Here is a 5,533-nt window from a genome sequence, read left to right as displayed (position 1 = left end):
GGCCCCCACCAGGGCGGTGATTTCGTTGGCGTTCAGGTCCAGGTCGATGCCGCGGACGGCTTCGATATGGCCGTAGTTGACCTCGAGTCCGCGGACTTCCAGCATCGCGCTCATCGTGCAGCCTCCGCGCAATGCGCTACGGTATTCGTCTTGGGAGCGGCCCGGCGACTCATCGTGCAGCCTCCGCTTGTTCGGTGTCTTCGTCGTCTTCGCGGCCCAGATAGGCCTCGATGACCTGCTCGTTGTTGCGGATCTCTTCGGGACCGCCGCAAGCGATGATCTTGCCGAAGTTCAGCACCGCGATGCGCTCGCACAAGCCCATGACGAAGCGCATGTCGTGCTCGATCATCAGGATGGTGTAGCCACGGTCGCGAATGGCGAGGATCTCGCGCATGAGTTCGGCGCGTTCGCCGGTATTCATGCCCGCGACCGGCTCGTCCAGCAGCAACAGCTTTGGCTCGGTGGCCAGCGCGCGCGCCAGCTCCAGGCGGCGCTGCTCGCCGTAGGACAGGTTGTCGGCCAGATCGTTGGCCTTGTGATCCAGGCGCATCCACGTCAGCAGTTCGTGCGCGCGCTCGCGGGCGCGCTTTTCGTGCTCGCGGTAGCCCGGCAGGCCCAGCAGCAGGCTGGGAAAGCCGTAGTTCATGTGGCGGTAGGCGCCGACCACCACGTTTTCCAGCAGCGTCATCTCTTTAAAGAGACGAATGTTCTGGAACGTGCGGGCAATGCCCATGCGCGTGATGCTGTGCGGCTTCTTGGCCAGGACGCTTTCGCCGTTGAACGTGATCGTGCCGCCGCTGGGTGGCAACAGGCCGGTGATCAGGTTGAACACCGTGGTCTTGCCGGCGCCGTTGGGGCCGATCAGGCCGAAGATCGCGCCTTCGGGCACGGACAGACTGACGTCATGCAGCACATGCAGGCCGCCAAAGCTCTTGGAGACGGAGGACAGTTCAAGCATGGCGCTTGCCTCCCTGGCCGCCCTGGCCTTGACGCATCCAGCGCTTGAAGCGCGCCGGATCCCAGATGCCTTGCGGCAGGAACAACACAATCACCACCAGAATCACTCCGTTCGCGATCAGGCGCAAATCCGCGAAGCCGCGCAGCAGCTCGGGCAGCACCGTAATGATGAAGCTGCCCAGTACCGGACCGGCCAGGCCGCCGATGCCGCCCAGGATGGCCATGGTCAGGATTTCAACGCCACGGTCGAAACCGTATTCGTTGGGGCCGATGAAGAAGGTCAGGTGCGCGTTCAGGGCGCCGGCCAGGCCGGCGATCATCGCGCCCGCCACGAAGGCCAGCATTTTGTTGGCGCGCACGTCGATGCCCATCAGGCCCGCGGCCGTTTCGTCGCCGCGAATGGCGTCGAACGAGCGGCCGATCTTGGACGCGCGAACGCGCCACAGCACGAACAGGACAATGACGACCGCCACCACCACATGCCACCACTGCGTCAGCTGCGGGATGCCGTTCAGGCCCAGCGCGCCGCCGGTCAGGGACTCGGTGTTCAGGATGGTCACGCGAACGACTTCACCGAAGCCCAGCGTGGCCATGGCCAGATAGACCCCGGACAAGCGCAAGGTCGGCAAGCCGATCAGCGCCGCGACCAGAGCTGGCGCCGCCATGCCCCCGGCCAGTGCAACCGAGAACGGCGCGTCGTAGTTCATGGTGAGCAGCGCGGCGGTGTAAGCCCCGATGCCCATGAAAGCGGCGTTTGCCATGGCAAGCATGCCGCAAGCCAGGGTCAGCCAGATGGAGAGGGCCAGCAAGGCGTTGGTGCCCAGCGTAAGCACCAGGTTGCCGTAGATGGCCCAGAAGTTTTCGAATCCGCTCATTCTTTAAGCCTTGCGTTGAACCACTTTGCCGAACAGACCTTGCGGGCGCACCAGCAGGATCAGGAACAGCAGGCCGAAAGCCACCGCATCGCGCATGGTGGAGCCGACGTACGCGACGGACAGCACCTCGGCGAAGCCCAGGAAAAGTCCGCCCAGCATGGCACCGCGGATGTCGCCCATGCCCCCCAGGATGATGACCGCGATGCCTTTGTGCAGCATCGGCTGGCCCATCAGCGGGAATAGCGCGTTGGAATACAGCCCGATCAGCACGCCGGCCACGCCACCCAGGGCAGCCGCGGCGAACGAGGTGGTGACGAATAGTTTTTCGACGTTGATACCCAGCAGCCAGGCGGCTTTGGGCGATTCGGCGATGGCGCGCAGCGCGCGGCCGAACTGCGTGCGGCGCATGACATACATCAGCACGGCCATCAGCGCGAACGACAGGAAGATGATGCCGAGTTCGATGACCGTCAGGTGCAGGCCGGCGACTTCGATGACTTCCTCGGGCACGGTGCCGTGCGGGAAGCGCAGGTTGCTGGCGCCGAAAATGCTTTGGGCGCCATTGTTCAGGATGATGCCCACGCCAATCGTGGCGATCATGGGGATCAAGTGCGGCGCGTTGCGCTTGCGCAGGGGCTTGAGCACCAGGTAGTCGACGATGACCCCGGTGAAGCCAGCCACGAAGAACGCGACCATCAGCGCACCCCACAGGGGCAGGCCGAATTGCTGAACGACGAACAGTGCCGCGTAGGCGCCAACCATGAAGACGGCGCCGTGCGCCAGGTTGATCACCCCGAGCACGCCGAAGATCAGCGTGAAGCCCAGCGCGAACAGTGCATACACACAGCCCAGCGACAAGGCATTGACGAATTGTTGTTCGAACATGATGGGACTTTCCAGATCTATGAGGGCCTCCACGCGCCCGCTGCGTGGTCTAGCTCTCCCGAGGGAGGCCATTTTTGTCTTGGGACGGCCCTACGATAAAAAGCGCCTTGCGGACAGCCGGGCCGTCCGCAAGGCGCATCCCCCCGCGCGGGGATGCGTACTGCTTACTTCTCGATGACGTACTTGCCGTCCTTGGTCACGCTGACGATCGGCGCCTGGTCGGCGTCGTAGCCGGCGGGTTTGCCGGCACGGTCGTTGGCTTGACGGAACTTGAACGCGCCGGTGGCGCCGGTCCAGGTCACGGAAGGCAGGGCGTCGCGCAGGGCAGCGCGGTCCTTGGGCAGTTCGCCTGTCAGCTTGGTGTTCTTCAGCGCCTGGGCCACGATGTACATGGCGTCATACGACTGGGCGGCGAACTGGTCGGGCGAACCATTGAACTTGGCCTTGTAGGCACCAATGAACTTGACGTTCTCGGGGGCCTTGTTCTCGATCGACCACGGGCTGCCGATCCACAGATTGTTCGATGCGCCGCCGGGGGCCAGGTCGAAAATCTTGACGGAGTTCATGCCGTTGCCGCCGATGACCGGCACGTTCAGACCCAGTTGGCGGGCCTGCACCATGATCGGGGCACCTTCGGCCAGCAGTGCGGACAGCACGATGGCGTCGGGGTTGGTGCCCTTGATCTTGGTCAGCTGGGCCTTGAAGTCCACGTCGCCCTTGGCGAACGTTTCGGTCGTGGTGACCGGGATCTTCTGGTCTGCCAGGGCCTTCTTGAAGTTGTCGTAGCCGCTCTTGGTGAAGACGTCGTCGTTGCCGTAGAGCACCGCCACGTTCTTCAGGCCGGTCTTGGCCTTGACGGTGGAGATGGTGGCCGGCAGCACGTCGGCTTCGGTGACCGAGTTGCGGAACACATAGTTGCCGATGGACGTGATGCCGTCGGCGGTATTGGACGTGCCGAAGGCAACCGTCTTGGCGGCTTGGGCGATCGGGTCGGCGGCTTGGGCCGAGTTCGACAGCGTCGGGCCGAAGACCATCAGGACGTTGTCCTTGAAGATCAGTTTCTTGAAGACGTTGATGGCTTCTTCTTTCTTGCCTTGTTCGTCCTCGACCACCAGCACGAGCTTGTTGCCGTTGATACCGCCCGCAGCATTGATTTCATCAGCGGCAAGCTGGAAACCGTTGCGGATCGAGACGCCGTACTGAGCGGCGCCGCCGGACAGGGCTTCCGCCACACCCAGCTTGATGTCAGCCGCGTTCGCAGCCGGGACGATACCGGCGGCGATCAGCGCGGCCAGCAGCTTCTTGGTCTTGGATTGCATGGTTGATACCACCTTAAAGTCTGTCTCGGAATATTGGTAATCCGGGCTGGTGTAATCCCGCCGGATTGACGTCTTATGCCGCCTAAAGGCGTCATGATTGCGCGTCAAGACCCGGGATATTACTCCTTTGTATCAGGCCGAAACTCGAATGTGGTTCGAGAAAAGCCCCAAAACCGCCCATTTTTTTGTAAAAAACGCGGTATTACTAGCAAAAACCCTACGCTTCGCCGAATGCCGTTCAGGCTGCGGCGAACCTCCCTGCTACCTGCCCGACAGCGCCACGCCCAGGTACTGGTCGTAAGCGTTTTCGGTCAAGCGGAACCACGGCATCTCGCTGTCGCGAAAGCCCATGTAACTGTCGTGTATGGCCTTGAACTTCGGGTCTTTGGCCGCCAAGTCCTGGTATGCCTGCTGCGTGGTCTCGAAGGCCACGTCCATGATGGAGCGGGGAAACGCGCGCACTTGCGTGCCATTTGCCGCCAATTGCGCCAGCGCGGCGGGATTGCGGGCGTCGTAGCGCGAGGTCAAGGAGACATGCGCGGCCAGCGCGGCGGCCTGCACCACCGCCTGGTAATGCTTGGGCAGCTTGTTCCAGGCCTCGTCATTGATATAGAGCGACAGCTGTTCGCCGGCCGCCCACCAGCCGGGTGCGTAGTAATACTTAGCTACTTTATTCAGGCCCAGCTTGTCGTCGTCATAGGCGCCCGCGCCGGCCACGGCTTGCAGACCGTCTTTTTCGAAGGCCTCGGCCAACGGCTTGGCCGGGTCGGCCGGCTGCGGCGACACGCCCATGCGCCCGAGCACATTGGCGGCCAGGCCGCCGACCCGCATTTTCAGGTCTTTCAGGTCGGCCAGCCGCTTGATTTCACGGGTGTACCAGCCGCCCATCTGCGCGCCGGTGTTGCCCAGCGGGAAGTTGATGATCTTTTCGGGCTTGAAGAGCTCGCGGGTCAGGCGCAAGCCCTCGCCTTCGTTCATCCAGGCGTTCATCTGGCGCGCGTTCAACCCGAAGGGCACGGCGGCGTCAAAGCAGAAGGCGGGATTCTTGGCGAAGAGGAAGCGGGACGAGCCATGGCCGCATTCCACCTTGTTGGTGGAGACGGCTTCCAGCAAGTCGGATGCCGGCGCGATCTCGCCTTCGGGGTAGTGGCGGATGTTGAACTTGCCGCCCGTCGCTTCCGAGACGATTTTGCAGAAATGTTCGCCGGCGCCGATACGCAGGTCCAGGGCGGCGGGGAAAGCAGACGACAGGCGCCAGCTCAGGGACGGCATATCCTGCGCGAACGCAGGCGCGCTGACGGCGGCTCCGGTGGCGACGGCGCCGAGTCCGGCGTGCTTCAAGAATGAACGTCGTTGCATCTCTCTTTGCTCCTTACAGCAACACCCGGGACTTCGAGCAATACCCGCCGGATATTACACGCTGGCGGGGCCGGGAATCGCTAGAGGAATTCCCGAGCCGGTAAGGGAATGCAAAGACGGCGAAACGCGAAGAGGCGC

At 63.0% G+C, this 5,533-nt stretch carries 5 protein-coding genes and 1 pseudogene; all 6 read right to left on the bottom strand.

Annotation, left to right across the window (positions count from 1 at the left end; genetic code table 11):
* Positions 1–114: pseudogene (locus tag ACE039_RS13825) on the bottom strand (ABC transporter ATP-binding protein); the annotation flags it as partial.
* 55 nt (positions 115–169) lie between these two features.
* Positions 170–958, bottom strand: coding sequence for an ABC transporter ATP-binding protein (locus tag ACE039_RS13820; protein ID WP_105559309.1), 789 nt, complete (start codon positions 956–958; stop codon positions 170–172).
* Positions 951–1,832 (bottom strand): branched-chain amino acid ABC transporter permease, encoded by an 882-nt coding sequence (locus ACE039_RS13815; RefSeq protein ID WP_105559310.1) that lies wholly within the window; start codon positions 1,830–1,832, stop codon positions 951–953. Before ACE039_RS13815 ends, ACE039_RS13820 begins: the two co-directional genes overlap by 8 nt.
* 3 nt (positions 1,833–1,835) lie before the next feature.
* On the bottom strand, positions 1,836–2,717 hold the full coding sequence (locus tag ACE039_RS13810; protein ID WP_485822616.1) for a branched-chain amino acid ABC transporter permease: 882 nt from the start codon (positions 2,715–2,717) through the stop codon (positions 1,836–1,838).
* 164 nt (positions 2,718–2,881) lie between these two features.
* Positions 2,882–4,036 carry an ABC transporter substrate-binding protein gene (locus ACE039_RS13805; protein ID WP_310034280.1) on the bottom strand — a complete coding sequence of 385 codons (1,155 nt, stop codon included), beginning with the start codon at positions 4,034–4,036 and terminating at the stop codon, positions 2,882–2,884.
* Positions 4,037–4,297: 261 nt separating this feature from the next.
* Positions 4,298–5,395, bottom strand: coding sequence for a TRAP transporter substrate-binding protein (locus ACE039_RS13800; RefSeq protein ID WP_485822615.1), 1,098 nt, complete (start codon positions 5,393–5,395; stop codon positions 4,298–4,300).
* Positions 5,396–5,533: the final 138 nt, after the last annotated feature.

It is taken from the genome of Achromobacter maghribensis (assembly GCF_057334215.1).
This window is presented reverse-complemented; position numbering and strand designations above follow the sequence as displayed.

Excerpts from the sequence above, each read along its gene's own strand:
- ACE039_RS13820 (WP_105559309.1), bottom strand. The coding sequence starts at position 958 with ATGCTTGAACTGTCCTCCGTCTCCAAGAGCTTTGGCGGCCTGCATGTG.
- ACE039_RS13815 (WP_105559310.1), bottom strand. The coding sequence starts at position 1,832 with ATGAGCGGATTCGAAAACTTCTGGGCCATCTACGGCAACCTGGTGCTT.
- ACE039_RS13810 (WP_485822616.1), bottom strand. The coding sequence starts at position 2,717 with ATGTTCGAACAACAATTCGTCAATGCCTTGTCGCTGGGCTGTGTGTAT.
- ACE039_RS13805 (WP_310034280.1), bottom strand. The coding sequence starts at position 4,036 with ATGCAATCCAAGACCAAGAAGCTGCTGGCCGCGCTGATCGCCGCCGGT.
- ACE039_RS13800 (WP_485822615.1), bottom strand. The coding sequence starts at position 5,395 with ATGCAACGACGTTCATTCTTGAAGCACGCCGGACTCGGCGCCGTCGCC.